The organism is Caballeronia sp. S22 (genome assembly GCF_964261745.1).
GTDB lineage: Bacteria > Pseudomonadota > Gammaproteobacteria > Burkholderiales > Burkholderiaceae > Caballeronia > Caballeronia jiangsuensis.
The window spans coordinates 1,071,338-1,096,351 of sequence record NZ_OZ180035.1 but is presented as its reverse complement, the minus strand read 5'-3'; the positions used below and the strand labels follow the sequence as shown (position 1 = coordinate 1,096,351).

Genomic DNA, 25,014 nt, shown 5'->3' with positions numbered 1-25,014 from the left:
GGCCGCGGCTTTTACGCCGCGGCCCGTTTTTTTGCGCCGATGCTCACGCGCCCGCGAAGAGCGACGCCAGATCGTTGGTGCGCACGCCGCTCGCCTGCGCCAGCACGCGCGCTTCCAGTTCGTCGATATGCGTGCGCATCGCGGTGAGCGCGGCAGCGAGATCGCCGTCCTCCAGGGCATCGACGAGCCTTCCGTGTTCGTCCGATGAACAGTTCGACAACTTCGACGGATCGAAAAGCGCCTTGTAGAGTTCGGTCTTCGCGACGAGCTTCGCGAGAAACGCCTGTACGTCCGGCGCGCCCGCCAGCTCCGCGAGCAGCAGATGGAAATGGCCCGCGAGCCGCACGCACTCCTCCACGCTCCCCGCCTTCACCGCGCGCTGCTCGGCCTTGACGTGGGCGCGCAGCGCACGTTTCGCCGTCGCGCTCAGCGTGCCGCACAGCGACGCGACGATGCCCGCCTCCACGACCTGCCGAGCGCGATACACCTCGCGGATATCGGCGGGCGTCGGCGACGGCACGAACGCGCCGCGATTCGCTTCCTGCGTGAGCTTGCCTTCGGCGCCGAGCCTCGCCAGCACCTTTCGGATCGTGCCGCGCGTGCAGTCGAACGCGGCGGCGAGCTCGCGCTCGACTAGCTGCGCGCCGGGCGCGAGCTTGCCGTGCAAAAGCGCGGAAGTGATCGCCGCGTACACGCGTTCGTCGGGCGGCGTCGCGGCCGCGGCTTCGTTGGATGATGTGTCCTTGCGTGATGCCATGATGCCTGGTCGTGCTTGCGTTGAATCGCATTGTATCGAGTGCAGACGCGCTGGCGTGAATTCGGTCTATCAGGTTCAGCGTATTTTTGGTTGACCAAAAACTGATAAAATGGTCAACCAAATCGCATGAATCACCGGAGGATTCCATCACATGAAACCATCGACCTGGATCGTCGGCGCACGATCGTTCGAGTTCGCGCGATGAACCCGCGTGCATCGAACCTCGCGTGGCTCGCGGTGATCGTCGCGATCGGCCTGAACCTTCGGCCGCTGCTCACTTCGATCAGCCCGCTGATGGGCGTGATTCTGCACGCGACGGGATTGTCGTTTCGCGGCGCGTCGATGCTGACCGGCCTGCCTGTCGTCGCGATGGGCGTGTGCGCGTTCGGCGCGAGCGCGCTTGCGCGTTCCGTCGGCCAGGCGCGCGGCGTGGCGATCGGGCTTATCGCGATCGTCGCCGCCTGCGCGGGACGTTTCTTCGCCGGGAACGCGGCTGCGCTCATCGCGAGCGCGGCGATCGCGGGCACGGGCGTCGCGGTCATTCAGGCGCTCCTGCCCGGCGTCATGAAGACGCGCTTCGCCGCGCGCCTGCCGTTCGCGATGGGCCTCTACTCCGCATCGATCATGGCGGGCGGCGGACTCGGCGCGAGCATCACGCCGGCGGTCGCATCGCGCGTGTCGTGGCAGGCGGGGCTCGCGTTCTGGGCGTTGCCCGCGCTGATCGCGCTGGCGGTGTGGATGCTCCTGATGCGCGCGGACGCGTTGCCTCGCGCTTCATCGGCGGGTTCCGCGAAGCCCGCGCCGTCGCTCTTTCTCAATCGCCGGGCGTGGACGCTCGGGATCTTCTTCGGGCTCGTCAATGGCGGCTATACGAGCCTCGTCGCGTGGATGCCCGCGTACTATCAGCAACTCGGCCGCGGCGTGACCGAGAGCGGCGCGCTGCTTGCGATGCTCACGGTATTTCAGGCATCGTCGGCATTGCTGCTGCCGATGGCCGCCGCTCGCTTCGGGCGCGGCCGGGATCGTCGTCCGTGGATCGCACTCGGCCTCGTCGCGCAACTGGCGGGCTTCGGCCTGCTGCTCGTCGCGCCGCTTTCAGCGCCGCTCGCGGTCGTGGCGTTGCTCGGCGGCGGACTCGGCGGCGTGTTCGCACTGTCGCTCGTGCTGACGCTCGATCACGCCGACGACCCCGCACTGGCCGCGCGGCTCGTCGCGTTCGTGCAGGGCGTGGGCTTCGTCATCGCGGCGATCGCGCCGGTCGTCGCGGGCGTCGTGCGCGATGTGAGCGGCGGCTTCTCGATGTCGTGGATGATGCTGGCCGCGAGCCTCGTCGCGATGATCGCGCTGAATGTCGTGTTCGGCCCGCGCAGCTATGCTCGCGCGATGCGCCAGCAGGACGGCGCGCTCAACGCACCGCGTGACAGGCGAAGAACTCGTCGAGCAGATCGGTCATCTGCCACACGGGACACGGGCGGCGGCAATGCCCGTCGTAGCCCGCTTCCCTGAGATGCGCGATCGGCTCTTCCGGCAGAAAGCCGCTCATCGCGATGATGAGGCGATTCGCGTCGTCGTCGAGTTCGCGTAGCGCGCGGACCAGCGCGTAATTGCCGCAGCCACCGACGCGCGTATCGAGAAAAAGCACATGCGGACGCCATTCCCCGGCGATCTGCCTGAGCGAGGACGCGTCCACCGCGAGTTGCGCGGGAAAGCCCTTCAGTTCGAACAAGGACGCGAGCGATGCGCCGAGCACGCGCTCCGGCAACGCGAGCAGCACGCGCCGCGACTCCGGTTGCAGGCGCGACTGCTTGCGGTTCCATAGCGAGCATTGCGCGAGGCTGGATTCGTATGCTCGTTTGTTCAAGTCATTCCTCTGGCGTCGATCGGGCCTGTCGCTGTCACCGTTATGGCGCATCGCGCGCCACGATGACGCATCGGCGCACCGTGGATGGGCGGAACACTCGCTTGTACGAGATGGTTAATTTTTCCGATGCGTTGCGGGGCGCGGGATCGCGGGGATCGGGCGCGCGCACGCAACTCAGGAATGGGCAGGAAGCGGGCCAGGAATGCGGTATGCGTCAAATCGATTAGGCCTGCTGACGTTGTCGGCTGCCTGCACGGACGCCACAAAAGCAAAAAGCCCAGTCGCAAAGACTGGGCTCGACGCAGGCCATTTGGCCCGCCCTACACGACTCGAACGTGTGACCTACGGCTTAGAAGGCCGTTGCTCTATCCAGCTGAGCTAAGGGCGGAGAACCGGAGCGCGCGGCAAGCGCAGAAAGCCGCCGCGCGAATCAGAAGAGATCGCGATTTTACCTCATTCGCCGCCCCGCTTGGCCCGAGTTCATCACACCGGCTGCGGATGCATCATGAACCAGCCGAAGAAGAAGATCCCCGCGATCACGCAATACACGCCGAACGACGCGAGCTTGCCGTGGCCTTCGAAGTAGCGCATCAGGAAGCGCACGCTGAGATACGCCGCAATGCCCGTCAGCACGCCGCCCAGCAGCGAATCGGCCAGTTGCCCCGGCGCGTGGAAGAGCTTCGGCAATTCGAGCACGCCCGCCGCGAAGATGATCGGCGTGCCGAGCAGGAACGAGAATTCCGCCGCCGCCTCGGCCGTAAGCCCGGCGCCCACGCCCGCGATCATCGTCAGACCGCTGCGCGAAAAACCCGGAATCAGCGCGCCGATCTGCGCCAGGCCGACCAGAAACGCCTGCCTGAACGTGAGCTTCTCGGGCGCCCGCATCGCGCGGCTTTTCTGCAGACGGTCGCCCAGCCACAGGAGCACGCCATTGACGATCAGCGCCGCCGCGACGATCCGCAAATCGTGAAAAATGACTTCGAGCCGTTTTTCGAGCACCAGCCCGACGATGCCCGTCGGAATCGTGCCGATGATGAGCGCCCACATCATGTGACCGTCGTCGTTCTTGCGGCCGCCGAGCGACGCGAAGAAGCCGCGAATCAGCGCGATCCAGCGCACGCGGAAATACCAGAGCAGCGCGACGGCCGTGCCCAGGTGCAACGCGACGAGAAACGGCAGCAATTGCGGCGCATGCTTGTCGATATGCATGCCGATCAGGCCGGGAACGAGCAAGGTGTGGCCCAGACTGCTGACCGGAAAGAGTTCGGTCACGCCCTGGAGCACGCTCAGGAATACGAGAAACCACAGAGTCACGCGTCGGTCCTTTTTTGAGGAGGAAGAAGGACGCGCCGTGCAGTTCCATCCCTCGCATCACGCGAAGCCGAACGAGGCGAAAGGGAAATTGGAACAGGAAGGAAAAGTCGATACGGCGCGCAAACGGGACCGATTATGCCGCTGGTGAAAACCCGCGCCAAGCGCAAACCGCACACAAAATGCGTCGACAGTCAATCGTCGGGGAAACGAAGAACAATCGCAAACAGAATACAGGCAATACGAAAGAAAGCGCGCGGCGTGGCGAGCCGCGATTCCGCCGTCAGATCGTCAGCTTGTAGAGGAAGATTGCCGTGCTCGCGCCGAAGAGGGCGAACATCGCGACGCCCATTGCCATCGCCAGATCCATGACTGCTCCTTGTCCGTCTGATTCCCAACACACGGAGCATATAACAACATATCGAATGAGGCTTGGTCAGTCGCAATTTCCCGCAAAGGGTTTTTCCGGACGGAATTCCGAGGCAGAATCTTTGGGGTCGAGCCGCGCCCGATCGCCGTGCGCGGCGCCTCGCCATCCAACGGAGCGCCTGCCATCATGTCACCGGAAACTGACGTCATCGAAATCGAGCGCGACGGCGCCGCCATCCAGCTCGCGCCGCACGTGGGCGGACGGCTCATGACCTGGCGCGTCGGCGGCGAGCCGGTCGTTCACTGGCCCGACACACCCGACTGGTCCAATCCGGCCAAGATCCGCGGCGGCAATCCGCTGCTCTTTCCGTTTCTCGGGCGTCATTTCGTCGATGGCGAAATCGGCAAATGGCGCGATCCGGAAGGCGTCGTGCATGCGCTGCCGACTCACGGCTTCGCGCGCAACCTGCCCTTCTCCTGCACGCGCGATGCCGACGGCCACGGTCTGCGCATGACGCTCGTCGACAGCGACGCGACCCGCGACGGCTATCCGTTCGCGTTTCGCTTCGAGGCGGCGTATCGCATCGTCGACGGCAATACGCTAGAGGTCGAGCTGACGACGTCGAATCCGGGCGAGGTCGCGCTGCCGTACTACACCGGGCATCACTTCTACTTTCATCTGCCGCACGGCCAGCGCGCCGAAAGCAGCGTCGAGCTGCCGCACACCGAGCGACGCCGGCAACTCGCGGACGGCTCGATCAGCGAGGCCGAGCCGGGCCTGCCGCGCTATTCGCTCGCCGATCCGGGCATCGTCGATACGTTTCACTGCCTCACGCGCCAATCCGACGAACCGATGCTGGTCAAGCTGCCGGGATTGAAGCGCACGATCGGCTTCGAACTGCAGCAGCCGGACTCGGTGCCGTGGTACGCGGTGACGACCTGGACCGAATCGGATACGTCGGACTTCTATTGCGTCGAGCCGTGGATCGGCTTGCCCGACGCCATTCACAACGGCCGTGGCCTGCGCTGGCTCGCGCCGGGCAAGACCGAGACGGCATTGCTCAGGCTCGTCGTCACGCGCGACGAGTGAGACGAAAAACGGCCGGCATGAGGCGTCTTTCTGTCCGGGGAAACCCGAGACGGTAAAATCCTGCCTTTCGACTCGCCGCGCGACAGTGCCCGCACTTCTCGCGGCGGTGCTTTACGAGGTCAGGTTTGCAAAAAAGAATTCGACGGCTCGTCTGCGCATCGCTCATCGCAGTGTTGGCCGCTTGCGGAACGGGACCGGTGGCGCCGGGCTTTTATCGCGTCGAGCGCGGCGACACCGTGTCCAAGATCGCGCGTGAGAATCGCACGTCGGTGGCGAACCTCAAGCGCTGGAACGGGCTCACGAATCCCGACGCCATCGAGGTCGGACAGGTGCTGCGCATCGCGCCGCCGGCGGGCAGCGCATCGGCGCCGGAGCCATCGGCTGCGGGAACCGCCGGCAGCGCGCAAGCGTCGTCGCAGGCAAAGGCGGGACCGGGCGTGACGCTCGTGTGGCCGGCGCAGGGCAACATCATTCGCGGCTTCGACGGCAAGAACTCGAAGGGCATCGATATCGCCAATGCGGCGGGCACGCCCGTCATCGCCGCCGCGACCGGCAATGTCGTCTACGCGGGCAATGGGCTGCGCGGCTACGGCAACATGCTGATCATCAAGCACGACGATGAATATCTGACCGCCTACGCCCACAATCGGGTGCTGCTGGTGAAGGAAGGCCAGACAGTGCAGCAGGGCCAGCAAATCGCCGAAATGGGCGATACCGACAGCGATCGCACGATGCTGCATTTCGAAGTGCGCTACATGGGCCGCTCGACGGATCCCGCGCGCTATCTACCGCCGCGCTGAAGGCCCGGCGGACGTTACGAGGAAGATTGATGAGATTGACGATGAGGATGCACACGGCCGCGCTCGGCGCGGCTCTGGCTTTGACCGGCGCACTCGCAGGATGCGCGCAGACGGCGACGATGACCTATCTGCCTTCGGGCGACACGGGCTTCGCGATCAACTGCAGCGGCGGCGATGCGAGCACAACTTGGGCGGCCTGCTACAAGCAGGCGGGCGAAATGTGCGGGGCGTACGGCTACGACGTGGTGTCGAAGGATGCCGATAACGGCGCGACCGCGGGCGGGTCTGTCGGCGGGATTTTCGGCGCGAACATCAAGAACCGCTCGATGGTCATTCGCTGCAAGCAGTAACGCCTGCGCCGTCAGGTGTCGAACGTTTCGTCTTTCGGCTTGTTCGAGCCTGGCGTACGCCAATGCCCGGATAACGGATCGATATGCGCCGCGAACGCAACGAGCGATCCAACGGCGAGCGGCGCGACGGCGGCGAAAACCCAGAGCAGATCCATGACAGATACACTTCGAAACACACTGCTCGAATCATACTTGCCAGGCAAATATTCCGCTTGAGCGAATCCTCCGAATCGTGCGGCAGGTAGCGTTTCCCGAATTCGATCCGTGCGCCGGCACACGCTGATCCGGGCAGCGGCTAGCATCCCCGCTTGCATCCCGTTACGCGCCGAAACAAGCGCATACAGTCATGAGCCGGCGATATTCCTACACTGGCGACAGCCCGCGCACTATATCAGCGCGAACAGTCGACGCGGGTCAGAAGCCCCGATGTGCCCGCATCGGGGCTTCGCCTTTTGTGGCGGTTACTGAGGCTTGGCGGGATCGGGGACCATCGACGGCGGGGTCATGTCCGTCGGCACGCCCTTGTAGTCGGGCGGATCTTGCGGCTCGTGCTTCTGATGAGCGGAGTCGGCGCAGGCAGCGAAGCCGATCGCGATGAATACGGCGCAGACGATGTTGAAAACGATACGCGGCATGAGACTCCCGGATGAGCGTCGAAAAGACAAAGGGGTTACAAGCCGTAACTTGTAACCCCTTCGTGTATCGTGGTCGGAGCGAAAGGATTCGAACCTTCGACCCTCTGATCCCAAATCAGATGCGCTACCAGGCTGCGCTACGCTCCGACGAGCCGCAGATTGTAACGCGGCCCGCGAGCATCCGCAATGCCAAACGCGGGCACGCATCTTTCTGGTTCATCCGAAAGCGAACCTCATCACCCGGAGACGATCAATGAACCTCATCCTCTGGCGTCACGCCGAAGCGGAAGATCAGGCGTCGAGCGATCTCGCGCGCCAGCTCACGCCGCGCGGACGCAAACAGGCGCAAGGCATCGCGAAATGGCTGAAGGCGCGCGTCGGCGACGACGCCGTGTTGCTCGCCAGTCCCGCGACGCGCACGATCCAGACCGCGGAAGCCTTCGGCGACCGCTATCGCGTGATCGACGCGCTCGCGCCGGGCAACGGCGCACAGGCCGTGCTCGATGCTGCGGGCTGGCCGGAAGGCGTCGCGGAGACGGTCGTCGTGATCGGGCATCAGCCGACGCTCGGCCGTGTCGCCGCGCTCCTCATGACCGGCCACGAAACGGAATGGTCGATCAAGAAAGCGGGCATCTGGTGGTTTCAGGGACGCACGCGCGGCGGCGACGGCCACGTCGTGCTGCGCGCGGTGGTCAATCCCGATCTGCTCTGAGCGCGGCAGCGGCGGCGCAAGCTCGCGTTCATGCGCGTGTCGTTTCATCGAAACGTCATTGCGATGCCATGCGAGCGTCACCGTGCATTACTACATTGGCGAGGACTTGAAGCCACAGCAACGTCCTGTCGAGGAATGCCAATGCAAGATTTGCCGACGCCTTTCCTGCAACTCGGAGCGTCATCGCTCTCGCTCGATTCGCGCCGTCACCTTCCGCGCACGTCGGAAACCGTCACGGGCCGCGAGCGCCTGCAAGTCACGTGGGCGCGTGACGAAGACGCGCTGCGCGACGCGCAACGCCTGCGCTACCGCGTGTTTTCCGAAGAAATGGGTGCACGTCTGTCCGGCCCCGCGGGGCTCGACGTCGATGCCTTCGACGCCTATTGCGATCACCTGCTCGTGCGCGATCTCGACACGTTGCAAGTGGTCGGCACGTATCGCGTGCTGCCGCCGCATCAGGCCGCGCGCATCGGCCGTCTTTATGCCGAAAGCGAATTCGACGTGTCGCGCCTGACGCACCTGCGGCCGAAACTCGTCGAAGTGGGCCGGTCGTGCGTGCATCCGGACTTTCGCAATGGCGCGGTGATCATGTCGCTGTGGGGCGGCCTCGCCGCGTACATGATGCAGAACGGCTATGAAACGATGCTCGGCTGCGCGAGCGTCGGCATGATCGACGGCGGGCACTACGCCGCGAATCTCTACACTTCGCTGCCGCCCGATGCGCTCACCGCGCCCGAATATCGCGCATTCCCGCACACGCCGCTGCCCGTCGAAGAACTGCGCACGGGCGCCAGCGTGAGCCCGCCGCCGCTCGTGAAAGGCTATCTGCGCCTGGGCGCGAAAATCTGCGGCGCGCCGGCCTGGGATCCGGATTTCAACACGGCCGACTTCCTCACGCTCTTTCGTCTGTCCGAGATCAACGCGCGTTACGCGCGGCACTTCATCGGCGACATGCAGGGCCGCTGAAGCCCCGATACAAAAAAGGCCCCGCTCGACGGGGCCTTGTCATTGTGGCATCAGTCGCCTGTGTACACGACGCGATACGGCCGGCCGATCTTCTCCCACTCCATCGCTTCCTGGACGAGGCTGTAATCGGTGAGCGGATTGTTCGTCACCCATTCGCTCGGCAGATGCACGTCGAAACCGCCGCCCGCTTTTTTCACCTCGATGCCGGGCAGCCCGACATCCGCACGGCGGCGCGACAGCAGCGCCGCGAGCCGCAGACAGAAGAGCAGCGTCCACTCGACGTCGCGCGCCTGTGCAAGCTTGCCGAGCTTTCCCGCATGGCCGAGCACGAGCGCGGCGAGGCGCGCCTGATCGGTGCGCGAGAAGCCGGGCATGTCGGCGTTGCTCGTGATATACGCGGAATGCTTGTGATAGGCGCTATGCGCGATCGACAAGCCGATCTCGTGCAGCGACGCCGCCCACGCGAGGAACATGCGGTTTTCCTCGCGCACGTCTTCGTCGGGTTCGCCGAGCTGATCGTAAAAGCTGATCGCCAGTTCGCCGATGCGTTCGGCCTGCGCGGCATCGACGCCGTAACGGCGCTTGAAGCCTTCGACCGTCACCGTGCGCATGTCCTGATGCTGCGAACGCCCGAGCAGGTCGTACAGCACGCCGAGACGCAGCGCGGCGTCGGTCGTATCGGCGTATTCGATGCCCAGTTCCTCGAACACGCCCAGCATGATCGAGAGGCCGCCCGCCAACACCGGCACGCGATCGGGCTTCAGCGCGATGAGCTTCAGCCGGTTCACGTTCTCGGCCTTGATGAGCGCGCGTTTCAGCTTCTCCAGCCCGCCGCGCGAGATGCCGTGCGTGATGCCTTCGTCGTTGAAGCCGTTCGCCTCGATCAGTTCCGCGAGCGCGCGCGCCGTGCCCGACGAGCCGATCGCCTGATCCCAGCCGGTGCCCTTGTATTCGCTCGAAATGATCTGGATTTCGCGCTTGGCGGCGAGTTCGGCCTGACGCATCGTGTATTCGTCGACGTTGCCCGCCGGGAAGAACTGGCGGCTATGGCTCACGCAGCCGATATAGAGACTTTCCATGTGAATCGGCGTGTAATGCGAGCCGATGATGAACTCCGTCGAGCCGCCGCCGATATCCACCACGAGCCGTTTGCCTGCGCTTGCCGGCACCGAATGCGCCGCGCCCGCATAGATGAGGCGCGCTTCCTCGCGCCCCGCGATCACTTCGATCGGAAAACCGAGCGCGGCTTCCGCTTCGACGAGAAAGTCGTGTGCGTTCTTCGCGACGCGCAGCGTATTGGTGGCGACGGCACGCACCTGATCGGGATGAAAGTCGCGCAGACGTTCGCCGAAACGCTTCAACGCATCCCAGCCGCGCACCTGCGATGCGCGGTCGAGCATCTTGTCCTTCGACAGGCCGCCGCCGAGCCGCACGGGTTCGCGCAGCGCATCGACCTGATAGATCTGGCTGCCGGCGGGCGTTTCCTCGACCCGTCCGACGATCAACCGGAAACTGTTCGATCCGAGGTCGACGGCGGCAAGTAGATGGGGATGTGTGACCATCGGAGTTCCAGATTCGTGAAGTGGGAAAGGCACTGTCACAGCGGCGCTGTTGCAGCGCACGAATTCTATTCTATGCCGACGCGGCCCGCGGCCCTTGCCAACTCGTTCGAAACCGCGTCTTTGCCGGAATCGCGCTTTTGCGCTAGCGACGCTATCCGCATTGTGAGTAGAATTTGTGAAATTCGTTCTGTCTTAAAAAAGACATCATACTGTGAGAGCATCCGAGAGTTCCTTTGCCCATCTGATCGAGACACCTTCCCTCCCTCCGATGTCCATACGCTATCCGCTATTCAACCGCGAACTGGGCATACTAGGTTTCAACGAGCGCGTCCTTGCGCAAGCCGCCGACACGACGGTTCCCTTGTTGGAACGCCTGCGTTTCATCTGCATCACCAGCAGCAACCTCGACGAATTCTTCGAAGTCCGGATGGCGGGTCTGCAAGAGCAGATGCGCGACAACCCCGGCTCGCTCTCGCCGGACGGCATGTCGCTGCAGCACGTCTACGATCTCGTCTCCGAGCGCGCGCAACGCCTCGTGCGCCAGCAATACTCGATGCTGCACGACATCGTGCTGCCTGCGCTCGAAATGGAAGGCATCTACTTCCACGGCGCGGAAGACTGGACCGAGCAGCAGAACGCGTGGGCGCGCGAATACTTTCACAACGAGCTATTGCCGGTGCTGACGCCGATCGGGCTCGACCCCGCGCATCCGTTTCCGCGCGTGTTGAACAAGAGCCTGAACTTCGTCGTCGAACTGGAAGGCACCGACGCCTTCGGCCGTCAGGCGATGATGGGCATCGTCCAGGCGCCGCGCGCGCTGCCGCGACTCGTGCGCATGCCCGAAGCGCTGTCGGGTTATCCGCATGGTTTCGTGCTACTGAGTTCGTTCATGCAGCACTTCGTGAACGAGCTGTTCCCGCATCTCGTCGTGCGCAGTTGCAATCAGTTTCGCATCACGCGTAACAGCGAGCTTTTCGTCGACGAGGACGAAATCACCAATCTGCGCGTCGCGCTGCAGGGCGAATTGCCGGCACGTCATCTGGGCAACGCGGTGCGTCTGGAAGTATCGGCGGAAACGCCTCCGCATCTCGTGCGCCGTCTCCTCGATGAAGGCCAGTTGAGCGAACGCGATTTGTATCGCGTGAACGGGCCGGTCAATCTCGTGCGGCTCATGCAGTTGCCCGAGATGGTCGACCGCCCGGACCTCAAGTTCGTGCCGCATATTCCGTCTGTGCCGAAGGCGATCGCGAACACGTCGAATCTCTTCGATGCGATCGATCAGGGCGATATCCTGCTGCATCATCCGTACGAGAGCTTTCAGCCGGTGCTGGAGTTGCTGCTTCAGGCGGCGAAGGATCCGCAGGTCGTCGCGATCAAACAGACCATCTATCGCACGGGCACCGATTCGCCGCTGATGGACGCGCTCATGCAGGCCGCGCGCAACGGCAAGGAAGTGACCGTGGTCGTGGAGCTGCTCGCGCGTTTCGACGAAGAGACGAATATCAATTGGGCGTCGCAGCTCGAAGCGGTGGGCGCGCATGTCGTGTATGGCGTGGTCGGCCACAAGTGCCACGCGAAGATGATGCTGATCGTGCGGCGCGTGTCGCAAGGCGGCAAGCTCGTGCTGAAGCGTTACGCGCATCTGGGCACGGGCAACTATCATCCGCGCACGGCGCGTCTTTATACCGACTTCGGCCTGATGACTTCGGATCAGGAAATGTGCGAGGACGTGCATCACGTCTTTCAGCAACTGACCGGCATCGGCGGGGAGATTGCGCTGCATCAGCTATGGCAATCGCCGTTCACGCTGCACGCCAAGCTCATCGATGCGATTCGCGCCGAGGCCGAACATGCGCGTGCGGGACGGCGTGCGCGTATCGTCGCGAAGATGAATGCGTTGCTGGAGCCTACGGTCATTGCCGCGCTTTACGAGGCGTCGCATGCGGGGGTGAAGATCGATCTGATCGTGCGAGGAGTGTGTTCGCTCAAGCCTGGCGTGGAGGATCTGTCGGAGAACATCACGGTCCGGTCGATCGTCGGGCGCTTTCTCGAGCATCATCGCATCTTCTATTTTTATGCGAACGGCAAGGAGGATGTGTTTCTTTCCAGCGCGGACTGGATGGATCGAAACTTTTTCCGTCGCGTGGAGGTGGCGTTTCCGATACGCGATCGGCGGTTGAAGCGGCGAGTTATTGCCGAGGGCTTGTCGGTTTGTCTCGGCGATAATCAATCGGCCTGGGTCATGCAGAGCGATGGGCATTATCGGAAGCGGCGGCCGGGGAAGTCTATTCGCAATGCGCAGTTGGGATTGCTGGCGAAGTTTTGTTCTTGATGGTTTTTGTTGTTTTTTTGTTGTCGCCGGATCCCGTTAGCGTGTCGGTTTATTAGCACTGCCCCTCCCCGGGGCGGGGGTCACTTTCTTTGCTGCTGCAAAGAAAGTAACCAAAGAAACAGCTATCCCCAGCCTAAGCACTTCACACCGGCCGCGGCACAGGCGATTGGCCTAATGGCCCGGCAGTAGCAAGTACCCCCACAAGCAGACAAGGGCTTGGACCGCGCACGGTCCGCCGCTCCAAATGTTTAAGCGCGCTGGTTCAGCACCAAATAGCTTCGGCACAGCGCTACGCGCTGCCGCCGGGTATGCGAGGGAAACCAACGGAGCGCATGTGCTGTGCATGAGATGGCGGCTTTAGCAAGAAGGTCTGCGCCGACCCGATTGACCGGTCGGCCGCGAAGCGGGCCGGAGCCATTTGGTGCTGAACCAGTGAGGTAAGCGGTGCGAGGCGACAGACCGTGCGCGAGCCAAGCCCGGTTGGGCCTCTGACGGCGACACTTAGGCGAGTGCCACCACGGGCTGGCAAGCATGGCCAAACTGCGTGTGACCGCGGGCGGTGAGAAGCTGCTTTCTTTGGTTACTTTCTTTGCAGCAGCAAAGAAAGTGACCCCCGCCCCGGGGAGGGGCAGTGCTAATAGACCACCGCGATAACGGGATCCGGCAACACCCCCCCCAAAAAACCTTACGCGGCCAGCGACTTCCTCGAAGCCGTCCGCGACCCCGGAAACCGCACGATAAACATACTCCCCTTCCCCACTTCACTCTTCACATCGAGCTCGGCATTATGCCGCTGCAACACATGCTTGACGATGGCAAGCCCGAGCCCCGTGCCCCCCGTATCCCGCGACCGGCTGCGATCCACGCGATAGAACCGCTCGGTCAACCGCGGAATATGCTCGGCCGGAATCCCGAGCCCGCTATCCCGCACAGTGAACACCGCGCGATCCTTCATCCGCTGCCACGTCACTTCAATCGTCCCGCCGTCCGGCGTATACCGCACCGCGTTCGTGACGAGATTGCCGAGCGCGCTCATCACCTCAGTCTCCGCGCCCGCGATCGTCAGCGCATCATCGCTATGAAACGTGATGCGATGCCGCCCGCTCGACAGATTGTTCGCATCGTCTTCCAGATGGCGCATCACGGCACGCATGTCGAGCAGTTCGTCGCCCGGCGGACGCATGTCGCCTTCCAGATTGGCGAGCACGAGCAGATCTCGCACGATGTTCTGCATGCGCGACGCCTGCTGCTCCATCATGTCGAGATAGCGCATGCGGTCGGCCTCATCGAGCGGCAGTTCGCGCATCGTTTCGAGGAAGCCGGAAAGCACCGTGAGCGGCGTTTTCAGTTCATGCGAAACATTGGCGACGAAGTCGCGCCGCATCGAATCCGTGCGTTCGAGTTCGGTGATGTCCTGCGTGAGAATCAGCTTGCGATGGTCGCCGTACGGAAACACCTGCACCGACACCGTGTACTTGCGATTCACGCCCATGCCGCGCATCACGAGCATCTCTTCGTAGTGGTGCGCGTTCAGATAGCGGACGAAATCCGGATGACGCACGAGATGCGTGATGTGCTGGCGCAAGTCGCGCTTGGCATCGAGCCCGAAGTGCTTTTCGGCGATGGCGTTGCACCACTCGATCTGATCGTGATCGTCGAGCATCGCGACACCGTTCGGCGAAGCCTGGATCGCCTGGATGAAGCGCGCATGCTGTTGCTCGACCTGGCGCACCTGCGCGTGCCACCGCTTCGCGAGCTTGTGCAGGCGGTAATAGATTTCGCCCCAGACGCCGAGCGCGCTCGGCACTTCGCCGTAGACCGGCGCTTCGAGCAGACGCCACAGGCGCTGCATGTGATATGTGACGAAGAAGCCCTGCACGACCAGCATGAGCACCGCGAAGGCGAGCGCAATGCGCACGCCCGCCAGTGCGCCGATCGCTGCGCTGAGCGCGGCGAGCAGCGCGAGGGACACGATCGCACGCGTCCAGATGATGTTCATGTTGTCGGTGAGTCTGAGTGACGTTGATGCGGAACGTTAAAGCGGATGACGCCAGCCGCGAACTCAGGCGCTCTTCGCAAGCCGGTATCCGCTGCCGCGCACCGTTTCGATCATAGCATCGCAGCCCGCCGGCTTGAGCGCGGCGCGCAGACGCTTGATGTGCACATCGACCGTGCGCTCTTCGACGAACACGTGATCGCCCCAGACCTGATCCAGCAACTGCGTGCGGCTGTGCACGCGCTCCGGATGCGTCATGAAGAAATGCAGCAGACGGAACTCGGTCGGGCCGAGATCGAGCTTGATGTCGTTGCCCGAATGACTCGCCGCCACGCGATGCGTCGCCGGATCGAGGCGCAGGCCGTTGATCGCGACTACGTCTTCCGTCAGCTGCGGCGCGCGGCGGCGCAGAACCGCCTTGATGCGCGCCATCAGTTCCTTCGGCGAGAAAGGCTTCGTGACGTAATCGTCCGCGCCGATCTCGAGGCCGAGCACCTTGTCCTGCTCGTCGCCGCGCGCAGTCAGCATGATGATCGGGATGTGCTTCGTGCGCTCGTTGTTGCGCAGGTCGCGCGCGAACGAGATGCCCGACTTGCCGGGCAACATCCAGTCGAGCAGCACGAGATCGGGCAGCACGTCGCTGATCAGGTTTTGCGCCTGCTCCGCGTTGTATGCGCGGATCGGGCAATGTCCCGCATGCTGAAGATTCACCGAAATCAGTTCGGAGATCGCGGGTTCGTCTTCGACGACGAGGATACTGCTGGGCATCGGCACCTCTTGACCTTTTGCTTGAGTTAAAACGATTGCGCGCCCGACGCTCAGCTGAGCGCTTCGCGCTCGAGCTGGTCGCGCGAGATATGGCGCACGTCCGTGCCCTTCACGATATAGATGATGAACTCGGCGATGTTCTTCGCGTGATCGCCGATGCGCTCCACCGCCTTCGCGATGAACAGATAGTCGAGTCCCGCGGAAATCGTGCGCGGATCTTCCATCATGTAGGTCACGAGCTTGCGCACGAAGGCGCGGAATTCATCGTCGATGGCCTTGTCGTCGCGCACGATCTGCGCGGCCGCCACCGTGTCGAGACGCGCGAACGCGTCGAGCGCGCGGCGCAGGATCGACACCGCCATCTCGCCCGACAGCTTGATCTCGGCGATATTCACCGTGCGCCCCGCGCCGTCTTCGTTGATGCGCTTCACACGCTTCGCGATCTTCTCGGCTTCGTCGCCGGCGCGCTCGAGGTTCGTGATCGTCTTCGAGATCGCCATGAGCAGACGCAGGTCGCGCGCAGCCGGCTGACGGCGCGCGATGATGTTGCTGCAGTCCTCGTCGATCTCGACTTCCATCGTGTTCAGGCGCGCTTCGGCCGCGATCACCTGATCCGCGATGCCGATGTCGAATTCGTTCAGCGCCTGCATCGCGTTGATGATCTGCGACTCGACCAGACCGCCCATTTCCAGCACCTTCGACGACACTGCGTTGAGGTCGGCGTCGAACTGGCTCGAGAGGTGTTTATCGGACATATATGCTCCTTAAGCCTTTCTGTTTGACCTGGCTGACGATCAGCCGAAGCGGCCCGTGATGTAATCTTCCGTTTCCTTGCGGGCCGGCTTGATGAAGATCTTTTCGGTATCGCCGAACTCGATCAATTCACCGAGGTACATGTAGGCAGTGTAGTCCGAACAGCGCGCCGCCTGCTGCATGTTGTGAGTGACTATGACAACCGTGTAATCGCTTTTCAGTTCGGCGATCAGCTCTTCGATACGGCCCGTCGAAATCGGGTCGAGCGCGGAGCACGGCTCGTCGAGCAGCAGCACTTCCGGGCGGATCGCGATGCCGCGCGCAATGCAAAGACGCTGCTGCTGGCCGCCCGACAGACCATAGCCGCTCTGTTGCAGCTTGTCCTTCACTTCGGTCCAGAGCGCCGCTTTCGTGAGCGCCCATTCGACGCGATCGTCCATCTCCGAGCGCGAGAGCTGCTCGAACATCTTCACGCCGAACGCGATGTTGTCGTAGATCGACATCGGAAACGGCGTCGGCTTCTGGAACACCATGCCCACTCGCGCGCGCAGGAGCGAGATGTCTTTCGTCGTATCGAGCAGATTGGCGCCGTCCATCAGGATTTCGCCTTCGGCGCGCTGCTCCGGATAAAGCGCGTACATCTTGTTGAACGTGCGCAGAAGCGTGGACTTGCCGCAACCCGACGGACCGATGAAGGCCGTCACCTTCTTCTCCGGAATGCGCAGGTTGATGTTCTTCAGCGCGTGATACTTGTTGTAGAAGAAGTTGAGGTTCTTCACCTCGATCTTCGGCTTGATGGAATCGGCAGGCTGCGAGGCGTGCGTCGGACGCACGCTGCCCGGCACCGGGCCACGCTCGACCGGCTTTGCGTCAGCCTTCGGATTCAGGTGGTTGACACCACTTTCGACCATATTCATGGAATCACTCCGCCCTTATTTCTTCGAGAAGATCGCACGCGCCAGGATATTCAGACCCAGCACGCCGAGCGTAATCAGGAACACACCGGCCCACGCGAGCGATTGCCACTGCGGGAACGGACTCATCGCGAACTTGTAGATCGTCACCGGCAGGTTGGCCACCGGCTGATTCATGTCCCACGAGAAAAATTGATTCGACAGCGCCGTGAAAAGCAGCGGCGCGGTTTCGCCGGCGATACGCGCGATCGCCAGCAGCACGCCGGTCACGATGCCGCCGACCGACGCCTTCAGCGTGATCGACATCACCATCTTCCACTTCGGCGTGCCGAGTGCGAACGCGGCTTCACGCAATGCGTTCGGCACGAGCTTCAGCATGTTTTCGGTCGTGCGGATCACGATCGGAATCTGCAACAGCGCCAGCGCGATCACGCCGGCCCAGCCCGAGAAGCGGCCCATCCTGGCGACGACGATCGCATACACGAACAGACCGACGACGATCGAAGGCGCCGACAGCAGGATGTCGTTGATGAAGCGCGTCACGCTCGCGAGCCAGCGCTTCTGGCCGTATTCCGCGAGATACACGCCCGCGAGAATGCCGAGCGGCGTGCCGACGAACGTCGCGAGCACGACGAGCAGCAGGCTGCCGACGATCGCGTTGGCGAGACCGCCGCCATCGGTGTTCGGCGGGGGCGTCGACTGTGTGAAAAGATCGACCGACAATCCGCCGATGCCGAGCTTGAGCGTCGTGTAGAGAATCCAGACGAGCCAGATGAGGCCGAAGGCCATCGCGGCGAGCGAGAGCGTCAGCGCGAGCGCATTGGTGCCGCGGCGGCGGCTCTGCAGCTTCTTGCGCGTGGCCTGCACGCGATCCGGATCCTGGTTGAACGTAGCGGGACGGCTCATTATTTACGGCCCTCCCCGCGTTCCATGCGCAGAAGCATCAGCTTCGAGAGCGCGAGCACGAAGAACGTGATCACGAAGAGAATCAGACCGAGTTCCATCAGCGCCGAGGTATGCAGGCCCGGGCTCGCTTCCGCGAACTCGTTGGCAAGCGCCGAGGTGATGCTGTTGCCGGGCGAAAAGAGCGACACGTTGTCGAGCAGGTTCGTGTTGCCGATGACGAACGTGACGGCCATCGTTTCACCGAGCGCGCGGCCGAGGCCGAGCATGACGCCGCCGATCACGCCGGCGCGCGTATAGGGCAGCACGATCTTCCACATCACTTCCCAGGTCGTGCAGCCGATGCCGTACGCCGATTCCTTCAGCAGCACGGGCGTGACTTCGAACACATCGCGCATCACGGACGCGATGTACGGGATGATCATGATCGCGAGAATTACGCCCGCACACAGGATGCCGATGCCGATCGGCGCGCCCTGGAAGAACATGCCGATGACGGGCACGTCGCCGAGCAGATGGCCGAGCGGCTTCTCGAAGTATTGCGCGAAGATCGGCGCGAACACGAGCAGGCCCCACATGCCATAGACGATCGACGGAATCGCCGCGAGCAGTTCGATCGCGACGCCGAGCGGGCGGCGCAGCCAAGCGGGCGACAGTTCCGTCAGGAAGAGCGCGATGCCGAAGCTCACCGGCACCGCGATGATGAGCGCGATGATCGAGGTCGCGATGGTGCCGTAGATCGGCACGAGCGCGCCGAACGTCTCGCTGGGCGGATCCCACTCCGAGCGCCACAGGAACGAGAGGCCGAACTTCTGGATGGTCGGCATCGAGGCGACGAGCAGCGAAACGATGATGCCGCCAAGCAAAAGCAGCGTGATCACGGCTGCGAGCCGCGTCACGCCGCCGAAAATGATGTCGCCGAGACGGCTGGGCGCGCGCTGCGTGTGCGCTGCCGGCACCGCCGACGTTAAGTTGATGTCCGACATGGGAGCCTTGGTTTCGCTACGTGTCAGACCGCGCGGCAGCCTTCCGGCCCGCCGCGCGGCTTTCTTTGTTACAGACCGTCCGGGCTTCAGAAGCTTAGGACAGTTTCCAGCTATGAGTACTGCGCTTACTCGGCAACCGACTTGCCCGAACCATCCTTGACCTTCGCCTTCCATTGCGACTTGATTTCGGCGACGACCGAATCAGGCAGCGAGATGTAGTCGAGATCGTTGGCGGCCTGACCGCCGTTCTTGAATGCCCAGTCGAAGAACTTCAGCGTTTCCGTGCCTTGCGCCGGCTTCTCCTGCGTCGCGTGCAGCAGCACGAAAGTCGCGCCGACGATCGGCCATGCGTTCTGGCCCGGCTCGTTCGTGAGGATCTGGTAGAACGACTTCGACCAGTCCGCACCGGCGGCGGCTGCCTTGAACGTGTCCGTCTTCGGCTCGACGATCGTGCCGGCCGAGTTCTTCATGCCGACGTAGGTCATCTTGTTCTGCTTCGCGTACGCCCACTCGACGTAGCCGATCGCGCCCGGCAGACGCTGCACGAAGGCCGCGACGCCGTCGTTGCCCTTGCCGCCCGTGCCCGTCGGCCAGTTCACCGTCGAGCCTTCGCCGACCTTCGACTTCCACTCGGGGTTGACCTTCGACAGATAGTTCGTCCAGATGAAGCTGGTGCCCGAGCCGTCAGCGCGGCGGACCACGGCGATGTCCGTATCCGGCAGCTTGGCCTTCGGGTTCAGCGCGGCGATCGCCGGGTCGTTCCACTTCTTGATCTTGCCCAGGTAGATGTCGCCAAGCACCTGACCCGACAGCGTCACTTCGCCAGCCTTCACGCCCGGCACGTTGATCACCGGCACGACGCCGCCGACCACCGTCGGGAACTGGAACAGGCCGTCCTTCGCGAGTTCTTCATCTTTCAGCGGAGCGTCCGAGCCCGCGAAATCCACCGTCTTCGCGATGATTTGCTTGATACCGCCCGACGAGCCGATGCCTTGGTAGTTCACCTTGCCACCGCCGGTCTTTTGGTAGGCGTCTGCCCACTTCGTGTAGATCGGAGCTGCGAAGGTAGAACCCGCGCCGGTGATGTCGGCGGCTTGCGCGGAGATGGCGAACAGGGCGCCAATAACGCCGGCCAGCGCGGTTTGCATCAATTTCATTGAAACCTCCAGGGTTTGTGAGCGTGTGTCGTGTATGCGTGTGAGACGACACCGCGAAATATAGGAGGAGTCTGTGACAGTAATATGAATTACTGTGAAGCCAGCATGTCATTCCGCTTACGTGCTGAAAGTTTGATCACGCCCGATTTGTCAAGGCGCCGATGCAAATAAAAAAGCGGGCCGCAGCCCGCTTTTAGAAGAATGTGACGAGTTTCAGTAAACGCCTACGAAGTCGCTTCTTTCACCACTTGCGCAATCGTTTCCGCGTACCGAACCGCATCCTTCTGCGCCGACGCTTCGACCATCACGCGCAAGACCGGCTCCGTTCCCGACGCGCGAATCAAGACCCGGCCGTGCGATTGGAGGGAATGCTCGGCTTGTTCGACCGCGCGCCGGATCGCATCGCTCGTCTTCCAGTTCGCGCCCGCGTTCATGCGCACGTTGATGAGCTTTTGCGGGAACAGGCTCACGCCGTGCAGCAAATCGGCGAGCGACTTGCCGCTGCGCTGGATCGCCGCGAGCACGAGGAGCGCCGAGACGATGCCGTCGCCGGTGGAGTGACGGTCGAGCGACAGGATATGACCCGAGCCTTCCGCGCCCAGCAGCCAGCCGTTTTCGCGCAGCTTTTCGAGCACGTAGCGGTCGCCGACGGCCGCACGGACGAACTGCACGCCGGCTTCCTTCAGCGCCACTTCGACGGCCATGTTGGTCATCAGTGTGCCGACGGCTCCTTCCACCTTGCCATCGGTCGCGATGCGGTCCTTGACCAGCACGTAGAGCAGCTCGTCGCCGTTATAGAGACGGCCCGTCGAATCGACGATCTGCAAGCGGTCCGCGTCGCCATCGAGCGCGATGCCCAGATCGGCCTTGTGCTCCAGCACGGCGCGCACGAGAGCCTCGGGTGCGGTAGCGCCGACGCCGTCGTTGATGTTGAAGCCGTTAGGCGACGCCCCGATCGACACGACTTCCGCGCCGAGTTCATGGAACACGTGCGGCGCGACGTCGTACGCGGCGCCGTGCGCGCAATCGACCACGAGCTTCAGTCCGCGCAGGTCGAAGTTCGCCGGAAAGGTGCTCTTGCAGAATTCGATGTAGCGTCCGCCCGCGTCGTCGAGACGCCGCGCCTTGCCGAGGCGCTCGGACGGCGCGCATTCCATCGGCTGTTCGAGCTGGCGCTCGATTTCGAGCTCGACTTCGTCGGGCAGCTTGTTGCCGTCGGCGGAGAAGAACTTGATGCCGTTGTCGTTGTACGGATTGTGCGACGCGCTGATCACGACGCCCGCCGACAGGCGCAACGCGCGCGTCAGATATGCGACGCCCGGCGTCGGCATCGGGCCGGCCAGCATGACATCGACGCCCGCCGCCGAGAAGCCCGACTCCAGCGCGGCTTCGAGCATATAGCCCGACACGCGCGTGTCCTTGCCGATCAGCACCGTCGGGCGATTGCCCTTCTTCTGCTGGGCGCGGTCGGCGCCCGCCAGCACCTTGCCCGCCGCGTAGCCGAGCTTGAGTACGAAATCCGGCGTGATCGGCGCGACGCCGACGCGACCGCGGATGCCGTCTGTTCCAAAGTATTGACGTGCCATTGTGCTGACCCTCCTCGCGGCCGTAGGGCGCTTGTTATCAGACCGCGATTTTTAGTTGATGAGTTCTATCGGCGCGCGCCTGCGCCTAATTCCTGATGAATGAGGCCAGTGTCAATGATGCCCATTCCGGGCAGCATTCTTTGTGGCCTGCCAGACTTTCAGCGCATCGACGGTCTCCGCGACGTCGTGCACCCGAATGATCGCCGCTCCCCGCTCTGCCGCACAAACCGCACCGGCGACGCTTGCCGCGAGCCGCTCGCCGGCGCCGCGTCCGGTGACCGCGCCGAGCATCGACTTGCGCGACATGCCCGCGAGCAACGGTAAATTCGCCCCGGCTGGCAACGTGCCCGTGAGATGCGCGAGCAACGCGTAATTATGCTCGACAGTCTTCCCGAACCCGAAGCCCGGATCGAGACTGACGCGCGCAGCCGCGATGCCCGCGTGCGCGAGCGTGGCGACGCGCTCCGCGAAGAACGCGCGCACGTCGGCCACGACGTCCTCGTAAACCGGATCGTGGAGCTGCATCGTGCGCGGCTCGCCGAGCATGTGCATCACGCATAGCCCGCAATTGCTGTCCTTCACGGCGTCGAGCGCGCCTTCCCGGCGCAGGCCCCAGATATCGTTGATCATGTCCGCGCCGGCTTCGAGCACGGCGCGCATCACGGCAGGCTTGTAGGTATCGACGGAAAGCGGCACTCGCATGGCGCGCAGCGCCTCGACGATCGGCACGACGCGCTCGAGTTCCTCGTCGAGCGGCACGGGCGGCGCGCCAGGACGCGTGGATTCACCACCGATATCGATCATGTCGGCGCCATCGGCAAGCATCTGCTCGGCGCGCGCGAGCGCGGCATCGCGCGAGACGAAACGGCCGCCGTCCGAGAACGAATCCGGCGTAACGTTGAGAATGCCCATGACGAGCGGACGTTCGAAGGTCAGCGTGAAGCGGCCGCACTGAAGCGGCGCGGCGGGAAGCGAGGATGAGATCGGCGTGGTCAAGCGAGTAGGAACGAAGCGGAGAAAGAGAAATGGAAAGCGGCTCTTGCCCGCGATGGAATTCGAAACGAACCCGCATTGTGCGGCGCGTGGTTCAGCATCTCATTAAAACCGGGGCCGTAAAGTCAAAATGGGCCGGCGTGCAATGCACACCGGCCCATGAACGGACGCAGAGAACTTAGGCCGTTGCCGGCGCGTTGCCCGGCTTGACCTCGGTGCCGCTGCTGCCACCCGGCGGCGTATCGCCGGACGGAGGCGGCAGGTTCTTTGGCGGACGCGGCGGGCGATCCGCCATGATGTCGCTGATCTGGTCTGCGTCGATGGTTTCCCATTCGAGCAGTGCCTTGGTCATCGCATCGACCCTGGCGCGATTGTCTTCCAGCAGCCTGCGGGCGAGCGCGTATTGCTCGTCGAGGATGCGGCGAATTTCCGCATCGACCTTCTGCTGCGTAGCTTCGGACACCGACTTCGCGCCCATCTTGCCGAACATGCCGTTGTCTTCCGTGTCGACGTAGACCATCGTGCCGAGCACATCCGACATGCCGTAACGCGTGACCATATCGCGCGCCATCTTTGTCGCGCGCTCGAAGTCGTTCGAAGCGCCCGTCGACATCGAGTTCAGGAACACTTCTTCCGCCGCGCGGCCGCCGAACAGGATCGCGATTTCCTCGAGCATCTTGTCGCGATACAGATTCACGCGATCATGCTCCGGCAACTGCCAGGTAACGCCAAGCGCCCAACCGCGCGGCATGATCGTGACCTTGTGCACCGGATCAGCGTGGGGGAGCAACTTCGCCACCACTGCGTGGCCGGACTCGTGATAAGCCGTATTGCGACGCTCTTCTTCACGCATGACCGCCGACTTGCGCTCCGGACCCATGAAAATCTTGTCCTTCGCGTCCTCGAAGTCCTGCATCTCGACAATGCGCTTGCCACGACGCGCCGCGAACAGTGCCGCTTCGTTCACGAGGTTTGCGAGATCCGCGCCCGAGAAGCCCGGCGTGCCGCGCGCGATGACAGATGCGTCCACGTCGTTCGCAATCGGCACCTTGCGCAGGTGCACCTTCATGATGTGCTCGCGGCCGCGGATATCCGGCAGACCGACGTACACCTGACGGTCGAAACGGCCCGGACGAAGCAGCGCTTTATCGAGCACGTCCGAACGGTTCGTCGCCGCGATCACGATGACGCCCGAGTTCGCCTCGAAGCCGTCCATCTCGACCAGCATCTGGTTCAGCGTCTGCTCGCGCTCGTCGTTGCCGCCACCCATGCCGGCGCCGCGATGACGACCGACCGCGTCGATTTCGTCGATGAACACGATACACGGCGCATGCTTCTTCGCCTGCTCGAACATGTCGCGCACACGCGCCGCGCCAACACCGACGAACATTTCCACGAAGTCCGAACCCGAGATGCTGAAGAACGGCACCTTCGCTTCACCCGCGATGGCGCGCGCCAGCAGCGTCTTACCTGTACCCGGAGGGCCGACCAGCAGCACACCGCGTGGTATGCGCCCGCCCAGCTTCTGGAATTTCTGCGGATCGCGCAGGAAGTCCACCAGCTCCGAGACTTCTTCCTTGGCTTCGTCGCAACCCGCGACGTCGGTGAAATTGATTGCGTTGTTGTTCTCGTCGATCAGCCGCGCTCGCGACTTCCCGAACGAAAACGCCCCGCCTTTGCCGCCCCCCTGCATCTGCCTCATCATGTAGAACCAGAACCCGATGATCAGGATCGTGGGTCCGAGGTAGTACAGCGCGGAGACGAGCGCATTCGGTTCATCGTCAGCCTTGCCGCTGACCTGAACGCCGTATTTCATCAAATCGCCGACCATCCAGATGTCGCCGGGCGACACGATCTGATACTTCTGGCCGTCTGCCGGAGTGACCGTCAGATTGCGCCCTTGAACGGTGACATTCTTGACCTTGCCGTTCTTCGCGTCGTCCATGAACTGCGAATAGGACACACCTTCCTGGACGCGGGGCTTATCGAACTGCTTGAACACCGTAAACAGCACCAGTGCGATCACGAGCCACACTGCCGCTTTAGAGAACATATTGTTGTTCAAAGCACCACTCCTCACTCATAGACGGGCGCCTACATAAACCTTGCGACGCCACTAAAGCATTCTAATCCAGACCGCTAACCCCTGCCATAAGGTTTATCTACCGCACAAATATCGGCAGACAGGCCTTTTTCGACATTATCCGCGCGAA

23 protein-coding genes and 2 tRNA genes are annotated in these 25,014 nt (G+C 63.1%); 7 read left to right on the top strand and 18 right to left on the bottom strand.

The features are described from left to right. Positions 1 to 43: 43 nt before the first annotated feature. Positions 44 to 757 carry a GntR family transcriptional regulator gene (locus ACEN42_RS05210; RefSeq protein ID WP_371880804.1) on the bottom strand — a complete coding sequence of 238 codons (714 nt, stop codon included), beginning with the start codon at positions 755 to 757 and terminating at the stop codon, positions 44 to 46. A 201-nt stretch (positions 758 to 958) separates the two neighbouring features. Between ACEN42_RS05210 and ACEN42_RS05205 the strand changes: the two genes are divergently transcribed. Then, positions 959 to 2,263, top strand: coding sequence for a cyanate transporter (locus tag ACEN42_RS05205; protein WP_371880803.1), 1,305 nt, complete (start codon positions 959 to 961; stop codon positions 2,261 to 2,263). Here ACEN42_RS05205 and ACEN42_RS05200 read toward each other — a convergent pair. The 3 genes from ACEN42_RS05200 to ACEN42_RS05190 all read right to left on the bottom strand — a co-directional run bounded on the left by ACEN42_RS05200 (position 2,163) and on the right by ACEN42_RS05190 (position 3,932). Continuing rightward, on the bottom strand, positions 2,163 to 2,618 hold the full coding sequence (locus ACEN42_RS05200; protein WP_187605748.1) for a response regulator: 456 nt from the start codon (positions 2,616 to 2,618) through the stop codon (positions 2,163 to 2,165). The genes ACEN42_RS05205 and ACEN42_RS05200 overlap by 101 nt on opposite strands. Positions 2,619 to 2,929: 311 nt before the next feature. Next, positions 2,930 to 3,006 (bottom strand) — tRNA-Arg (locus ACEN42_RS05195). Positions 3,007 to 3,101: 95 nt separating this feature from the next. Continuing rightward, positions 3,102 to 3,932: an undecaprenyl-diphosphate phosphatase gene (locus ACEN42_RS05190; RefSeq protein WP_187605749.1), complete on the bottom strand. Its 831-nt coding sequence runs from the start codon at positions 3,930 to 3,932 to the stop codon at positions 3,102 to 3,104. Positions 3,933 to 4,485: 553 nt separating this feature from the next. On the opposite strand from ACEN42_RS05190, the gene ACEN42_RS05185 reads away from it, so the two are divergent. From ACEN42_RS05185 to ACEN42_RS05175, 3 genes are all read left to right on the top strand, one after another. Beyond that, on the top strand, positions 4,486 to 5,388 hold the full coding sequence (locus tag ACEN42_RS05185; RefSeq protein ID WP_371880802.1) for an aldose epimerase: 903 nt from the start codon (positions 4,486 to 4,488) through the stop codon (positions 5,386 to 5,388). 125 nt (positions 5,389 to 5,513) lie between these two features. Further along, positions 5,514 to 6,188: a peptidoglycan DD-metalloendopeptidase family protein gene (locus ACEN42_RS05180; RefSeq protein WP_371880801.1), complete on the top strand. Its 675-nt coding sequence runs from the start codon at positions 5,514 to 5,516 to the stop codon at positions 6,186 to 6,188. A gap of 29 nt (positions 6,189 to 6,217) precedes the next feature. Then, positions 6,218 to 6,538 (top strand): hypothetical protein, encoded by a 321-nt coding sequence (locus tag ACEN42_RS05175; protein ID WP_035510821.1) that lies wholly within the window; start codon positions 6,218 to 6,220, stop codon positions 6,536 to 6,538. 11 nt (positions 6,539 to 6,549) lie between these two features. Here ACEN42_RS05175 and ACEN42_RS05170 read toward each other — a convergent pair whose 3' ends face one another. The 3 genes from ACEN42_RS05170 to ACEN42_RS05160 all read right to left on the bottom strand — a co-directional run bounded on the left by ACEN42_RS05170 (position 6,550) and on the right by ACEN42_RS05160 (position 7,320). Further along, the gene (locus tag ACEN42_RS05170; RefSeq protein ID WP_187605752.1) at positions 6,550 to 6,693 is read right to left on the bottom strand and encodes a hypothetical protein; all 144 of its coding nucleotides are present in this window, start codon (positions 6,691 to 6,693) and stop codon (positions 6,550 to 6,552) included. 306 nt (positions 6,694 to 6,999) lie between these two features. Beyond that, positions 7,000 to 7,173 carry a hypothetical protein gene (locus ACEN42_RS05165; RefSeq protein WP_187605753.1) on the bottom strand — a complete coding sequence of 58 codons (174 nt, stop codon included), beginning with the start codon at positions 7,171 to 7,173 and terminating at the stop codon, positions 7,000 to 7,002. Positions 7,174 to 7,243: 70 nt separating this feature from the next. After that, a tRNA-Pro gene (locus tag ACEN42_RS05160) sits at positions 7,244 to 7,320 on the bottom strand. A gap of 106 nt (positions 7,321 to 7,426) precedes the next feature. On the opposite strand from ACEN42_RS05160, the gene ACEN42_RS05155 reads away from it, so the two are divergent. Together ACEN42_RS05155 and ACEN42_RS05150 are read left to right on the top strand one after the other, a co-directional pair. Beyond that, positions 7,427 to 7,885, top strand: a complete 459-nt coding sequence (locus ACEN42_RS05155; protein ID WP_238215383.1) for a histidine phosphatase family protein — start codon at positions 7,427 to 7,429, stop codon at positions 7,883 to 7,885. A 141-nt stretch (positions 7,886 to 8,026) separates the two neighbouring features. Next, a complete protein-coding gene (locus ACEN42_RS05150; RefSeq protein WP_187605755.1) occupies positions 8,027 to 8,851 on the top strand; it encodes a GNAT family N-acetyltransferase in 825 nt (274 codons plus the stop codon). A gap of 50 nt (positions 8,852 to 8,901) precedes the next feature. Here ACEN42_RS05150 and ppx read toward each other — a convergent pair whose 3' ends face one another. Next, positions 8,902 to 10,413 (bottom strand): exopolyphosphatase, encoded by a 1,512-nt coding sequence (gene ppx / locus ACEN42_RS05145; RefSeq protein ID WP_250483856.1) that lies wholly within the window; start codon positions 10,411 to 10,413, stop codon positions 8,902 to 8,904. A 268-nt stretch (positions 10,414 to 10,681) separates the two neighbouring features. Here ppx and ppk1 point away from each other — a divergent pair, with 268 nt between their 5' ends. Beyond that, the gene (gene ppk1, locus ACEN42_RS05140; RefSeq protein WP_035510828.1) at positions 10,682 to 12,745 is read left to right on the top strand and encodes a polyphosphate kinase 1; all 2,064 of its coding nucleotides are present in this window, start codon (positions 10,682 to 10,684) and stop codon (positions 12,743 to 12,745) included. Between the two features lie 685 nt (positions 12,746 to 13,430). On the opposite strand, the gene phoR is transcribed toward ppk1, so the two are convergent. From phoR to ftsH, 10 genes are all read right to left on the bottom strand, one after another. Beyond that, complete coding sequence (gene phoR, locus ACEN42_RS05135; RefSeq protein WP_371880800.1) at positions 13,431 to 14,744, bottom strand: phosphate regulon sensor histidine kinase PhoR; 1,314 nt, start codon at positions 14,742 to 14,744, stop codon at positions 13,431 to 13,433. A 63-nt stretch (positions 14,745 to 14,807) separates the two neighbouring features. After that, positions 14,808 to 15,509, bottom strand: a complete 702-nt coding sequence (gene phoB / locus ACEN42_RS05130) for a phosphate regulon transcriptional regulator PhoB (RefSeq protein WP_035501625.1) — start codon at positions 15,507 to 15,509, stop codon at positions 14,808 to 14,810. Between the two features lie 50 nt (positions 15,510 to 15,559). Beyond that, a complete protein-coding gene (gene phoU, locus ACEN42_RS05125) occupies positions 15,560 to 16,264 on the bottom strand; it encodes a phosphate signaling complex protein PhoU (RefSeq protein WP_035501626.1) in 705 nt (234 codons plus the stop codon). 39 nt (positions 16,265 to 16,303) lie between these two features. Then, positions 16,304 to 17,179, bottom strand: a complete 876-nt coding sequence (gene pstB / locus ACEN42_RS05120; protein ID WP_035501627.1) for a phosphate ABC transporter ATP-binding protein PstB — start codon at positions 17,177 to 17,179, stop codon at positions 16,304 to 16,306. 15 nt (positions 17,180 to 17,194) lie between these two features. Beyond that, positions 17,195 to 18,082 (bottom strand): phosphate ABC transporter permease PstA, encoded by an 888-nt coding sequence (gene pstA, locus ACEN42_RS05115; RefSeq protein WP_371880799.1) that lies wholly within the window; start codon positions 18,080 to 18,082, stop codon positions 17,195 to 17,197. Next, complete coding sequence (gene pstC, locus ACEN42_RS05110) at positions 18,082 to 19,065, bottom strand: phosphate ABC transporter permease PstC (RefSeq protein WP_371880798.1); 984 nt, start codon at positions 19,063 to 19,065, stop codon at positions 18,082 to 18,084. Before pstC ends, pstA begins: the two co-directional genes overlap by 1 nt. Positions 19,066 to 19,190: 125 nt before the next feature. Continuing rightward, on the bottom strand, positions 19,191 to 20,222 hold the full coding sequence (gene pstS, locus ACEN42_RS05105) for a phosphate ABC transporter substrate-binding protein PstS (protein ID WP_187605758.1): 1,032 nt from the start codon (positions 20,220 to 20,222) through the stop codon (positions 19,191 to 19,193). Between the two features lie 224 nt (positions 20,223 to 20,446). Further along, on the bottom strand, positions 20,447 to 21,808 hold the full coding sequence (gene glmM / locus ACEN42_RS05100) for a phosphoglucosamine mutase (RefSeq protein WP_187605759.1): 1,362 nt from the start codon (positions 21,806 to 21,808) through the stop codon (positions 20,447 to 20,449). Positions 21,809 to 21,919: 111 nt separating this feature from the next. Next, complete coding sequence (gene folP / locus ACEN42_RS05095) at positions 21,920 to 22,720, bottom strand: dihydropteroate synthase (RefSeq protein WP_371881067.1); 801 nt, start codon at positions 22,718 to 22,720, stop codon at positions 21,920 to 21,922. 259 nt (positions 22,721 to 22,979) lie between these two features. After that, a complete protein-coding gene (gene ftsH / locus ACEN42_RS05090; RefSeq protein WP_187605761.1) occupies positions 22,980 to 24,866 on the bottom strand; it encodes an ATP-dependent zinc metalloprotease FtsH in 1,887 nt (628 codons plus the stop codon). Between the last annotated feature and the right edge of the window lie 148 nt (positions 24,867 to 25,014).

Coding starts and splice junctions, on each gene's coding strand:
- ACEN42_RS05210 (WP_371880804.1), bottom strand. CDS start 757: ATGGCATCACGCAAGGACACATCATCCAACGAAGCCGCGGCCGCGACG.
- ACEN42_RS05205 (WP_371880803.1), top strand. CDS start 959: ATGAACCCGCGTGCATCGAACCTCGCGTGGCTCGCGGTGATCGTCGCG.
- ACEN42_RS05185 (WP_371880802.1), top strand. CDS start 4,486: ATGTCACCGGAAACTGACGTCATCGAAATCGAGCGCGACGGCGCCGCC.
- ACEN42_RS05175 (WP_035510821.1), top strand. CDS start 6,218: ATGAGATTGACGATGAGGATGCACACGGCCGCGCTCGGCGCGGCTCTG.
- ACEN42_RS05170 (WP_187605752.1), bottom strand. CDS start 6,693: ATGGATCTGCTCTGGGTTTTCGCCGCCGTCGCGCCGCTCGCCGTTGGA.
- ACEN42_RS05165 (WP_187605753.1), bottom strand. CDS start 7,173: ATGCCGCGTATCGTTTTCAACATCGTCTGCGCCGTATTCATCGCGATC.
- ACEN42_RS05155 (WP_238215383.1), top strand. CDS start 7,427: ATGAACCTCATCCTCTGGCGTCACGCCGAAGCGGAAGATCAGGCGTCG.
- ACEN42_RS05150 (WP_187605755.1), top strand. CDS start 8,027: ATGCAAGATTTGCCGACGCCTTTCCTGCAACTCGGAGCGTCATCGCTC.
- ppx (WP_250483856.1), bottom strand. CDS start 10,413: ATGGTCACACATCCCCATCTACTTGCCGCCGTCGACCTCGGATCGAAC.
- ppk1 (WP_035510828.1), top strand. CDS start 10,682: ATGTCCATACGCTATCCGCTATTCAACCGCGAACTGGGCATACTAGGT.
- phoR (WP_371880800.1), bottom strand. CDS start 14,744: ATGAACATCATCTGGACGCGTGCGATCGTGTCCCTCGCGCTGCTCGCC.
- phoB (WP_035501625.1), bottom strand. CDS start 15,509: ATGCCCAGCAGTATCCTCGTCGTCGAAGACGAACCCGCGATCTCCGAA.
- phoU (WP_035501626.1), bottom strand. CDS start 16,264: ATGTCCGATAAACACCTCTCGAGCCAGTTCGACGCCGACCTCAACGCA.
- pstB (WP_035501627.1), bottom strand. CDS start 17,179: ATGAATATGGTCGAAAGTGGTGTCAACCACCTGAATCCGAAGGCTGAC.
- pstA (WP_371880799.1), bottom strand. CDS start 18,082: ATGAGCCGTCCCGCTACGTTCAACCAGGATCCGGATCGCGTGCAGGCC.
- pstC (WP_371880798.1), bottom strand. CDS start 19,065: ATGTCGGACATCAACTTAACGTCGGCGGTGCCGGCAGCGCACACGCAG.
- pstS (WP_187605758.1), bottom strand. CDS start 20,222: ATGAAATTGATGCAAACCGCGCTGGCCGGCGTTATTGGCGCCCTGTTC.
- glmM (WP_187605759.1), bottom strand. CDS start 21,808: ATGGCACGTCAATACTTTGGAACAGACGGCATCCGCGGTCGCGTCGGC.
- folP (WP_371881067.1), bottom strand. CDS start 22,720: ATGGGCATTCTCAACGTTACGCCGGATTCGTTCTCGGACGGCGGCCGT.